This window comes from Citrobacter sp. (assembly GCF_050252275.1).
In the GTDB taxonomy this organism is placed as follows: domain Bacteria; phylum Pseudomonadota; class Gammaproteobacteria; order Enterobacterales; family Enterobacteriaceae; genus Citrobacter_A; species Citrobacter_A amalonaticus.
In genome coordinates this window covers 1-2,531 of record NZ_JBFWLF010000422.1, presented here as the reverse complement: position 1 = coordinate 2,531, position 2,531 = coordinate 1, and the positions used below count along the sequence as shown (strand labels likewise).

The 2,531-nt window shown below is 53.9% G+C and carries 4 protein-coding genes; 2 read left to right on the top strand and 2 right to left on the bottom strand.

Features of this window, described 5'->3' with window-relative positions; translation table 11 throughout:
* The coding region (trpR, locus tag AB7E14_RS22710) for a trp operon repressor (RefSeq protein WP_428170003.1) at positions 1–167 on the top strand (167 nt) is incomplete at its 5' end.
* A 93-nt stretch (positions 168–260) separates the two neighbouring features.
* On the opposite strand, the gene yjjX is transcribed toward trpR, so the two are convergent.
* The gene (gene yjjX, locus AB7E14_RS22705) at positions 261–776 is read right to left on the bottom strand and encodes an inosine/xanthosine triphosphatase (RefSeq protein WP_042998028.1); all 516 of its coding nucleotides are present in this window, start codon (positions 774–776) and stop codon (positions 261–263) included.
* A gap of 49 nt (positions 777–825) precedes the next feature.
* Here yjjX and gpmB point away from each other — a divergent pair, with 49 nt between their 5' ends.
* Positions 826–1,473, top strand: coding sequence for a 2,3-diphosphoglycerate-dependent phosphoglycerate mutase GpmB (gene gpmB, locus AB7E14_RS22700; protein ID WP_044264833.1), 648 nt, complete (start codon positions 826–828; stop codon positions 1,471–1,473).
* Here the strand turns inward: gpmB and robA are convergent.
* Complete coding sequence (gene robA, locus AB7E14_RS22695; RefSeq protein ID WP_044255635.1) at positions 1,470–2,339, bottom strand: MDR efflux pump AcrAB transcriptional activator RobA; 870 nt, start codon at positions 2,337–2,339, stop codon at positions 1,470–1,472. The genes gpmB and robA overlap by 4 nt on opposite strands.
* Positions 2,340–2,531: the final 192 nt, after the last annotated feature.

The window sequence follows — 2,531 nt, the reverse complement described above, 5'->3', positions numbered from 1 at the left end:
GTGTACGCATTATCGAAGAGTTATTACGTGGCGAAATGAGCCAGCGCGAGCTTAAAAACGAGCTGGGCGCGGGGATTGCGACGATCACCCGCGGCTCTAACAGCCTGAAATCGGCGCCCGTCGAACTGCGGCAGTGGCTGGAAACCATATTGTTGAAAAACGCCTGAAAAGTGATTTCGTAGGCCTGATAAGCGTAGCGCCATCAGGCTTGCAACCGCACTATCGCCGGATGACAATTTCGTCTTATCCGGCTTACGAACTCAACGATAAATCGCGTTATGAAACGGGCTGAGCGCCAGAATCACGGCCTGGTGGTAAACGCTGGCGCGCGTCAGTTTCCCGGCGGTAAACACGCCAATCGCCCCTTCTTTTCGGCCAATCTTATCAATACCCGTGTAGTGTGACATTACCGGACCCAGCGCTTCACCCTCGCGCACTTTTTCAAGGATCACCGCAGGCAGCGGCAGCGTCGCAGAACGCGCTTCGCCACGCTGGGTGGCGTTTTCGACAACCACCCAACTGAAGGTCGCATCTTCATCAATACCCGCTTCGATGGCTACCCAGAAGTCGGCATCGGGGCGCGCACGACGGGCGTTTTCGACCCGATTCCGTGCGCCAGCACGCGTTTCAGGACTTCCGAAGGGTTGTTCCGGTACGCCGCTATCGACGTCCACAGACTCAATATGGCAGGATCCTTCACCGAAGATCTCGTTAAATGCCTGCAGAATTGCCTGAATTTTGGCGGGATTGGTGGTTGCTGAGACAACATGGTGCATAATTAAGCTCGATTTTATAAAAACTCTTTGCAGTATACGGAAAAATAGCATGTTACAGGTATACCTTGTTCGCCACGGTGAAACGCAGTGGAACGCCGAGCGACGCATTCAAGGCCAGTCCGACAGTCCGCTGACCGCTAAAGGTGAGCAACAAGCTATGCAGGTAGGTGACCGCGCGAAAAGTCTCGGCATCACCCACGTCATTAGTAGCGATTTGGGACGTACCCGCCGCACCGCTGAAATCATCGCCCAGGCCTGTGGCTGTGATATCACCTTAGATGCTCGCCTGCGCGAGCTGCACATGGGCGTGCTGGAAAAACGTCATATTGATACCCTGACTGAAGAAGAAGAGAACTGGCGTCGTCAGTTAGTCAACGGCACCGTCGACGGACGGATTCCCGAAGGGGAGTCGATGCAGGAGTTAAGCGATCGCGTTCATGGCGCGCTCGCTGCGTGCCTGGATTTGCCGCAGGGGAGTCGTCCGCTGTTGGTCAGTCATGGCATTGCGCTGGGCTGTCTGGTCAGTACGATTCTGGGACTTCCTGCCTACGCTGAACGCCGCTTACGCCTGCGTAACTGCTCGATTTCGCGGGTGGATTATCAGGAAAGTCTGTGGCTGGCGCCGGGATGGGTGGTCGAAACGGCAGGGGACATTTCGCATCTGGATGCCCCTGCACTGGATGAGCTACAGCGTTAACGGCGAATCGGAATCAGGAATTCGCAGCGCAGGTTAATGGGGCGGTCACCGGCTTTGGCATCTTCAGCCGGGTAGTACCGCTCGATATCCTGGCCCTTGCGGCGCGTCAGGTTCAGGAGCGGCATGCAGGTACCATAGACCGTCAGGATGAACTCCTGAACGCCCGTTCCCAGCCCTTCGTAAGTAAACATCACATACTCGCCGCCCTGCAACAGCACCGGCTGTGCCGACTGTACGTAGCCGTTGGCCTGATCCTGCGGCAGCGCGGTGGTGTAGAACACTTCCTGCTCGTCATCTTTTTCATGGCTGGGATGCGTTTCGTTCAGGCCATAGAGTACAGGCGGAATGGTTGGCGCGTGGCCGAGGAAATCGTGCCAGAACTGATAGCGCATTTCGTGGCGGAAATCGGAAATTTGCTCCAGCGAACAGGAGTAACTCTGGGTGACACCCAGCAGTTGCATATCTTCCAGAGTGACAAATTTATGCTCAGGCATGGCAAATTCGCCCAGACGCAGAGGCGGGCGAATACCGAATGCGCTCCATTCCGGTGAACGACGATACAGTGCAGGCGTCTGGGAAAACTGTTTCTTAAAGGCGCGGGTGAACGTTTGTTGAGAGTCGAAGCGGTACTGCAGGGCAATATCCAGAATCGGGCGAGCCGTCAGGCGAAGCGCAACGGCAGATTTCGATAAGCGGCGTGCGCGGATATACGCGCCAATCGCATGACCCGTCACGTCCTTAAACATTCTCTGCAGATGCCACTTGGAATAACCCGCTTTTGCCGCCACATTGTCAAGCGACAGCGGCTGATCCAGATGACCTTCCAGCCAGATTAATAGGTCGCGAATAATGCCGGCCTGATCCATAAAATATCCTCATCCTTTCAACTACAAACACCTGACATCAGATTATTGGATAATAGCATTTTTTGTTGTTTTAGCATTCAGTGTTTTTTTTGCGCATTAATGCTTTTTTTGAATCTAATAAAACGTGATTATTGTAATCCTGTGATCTGTAAACAGTTTCTTTTACAATGCTGAATAATTGCGCAGCGTCAT

Excerpts from the sequence above, each read along its gene's own strand:
- yjjX (WP_042998028.1), bottom strand. The coding sequence starts at position 776 with ATGCACCATGTTGTCTCAGCAACCACCAATCCCGCCAAAATTCAGGCA.
- gpmB (WP_044264833.1), top strand. The coding sequence starts at position 826 with ATGTTACAGGTATACCTTGTTCGCCACGGTGAAACGCAGTGGAACGCC.
- robA (WP_044255635.1), bottom strand. The coding sequence starts at position 2,339 with ATGGATCAGGCCGGCATTATTCGCGACCTATTAATCTGGCTGGAAGGT.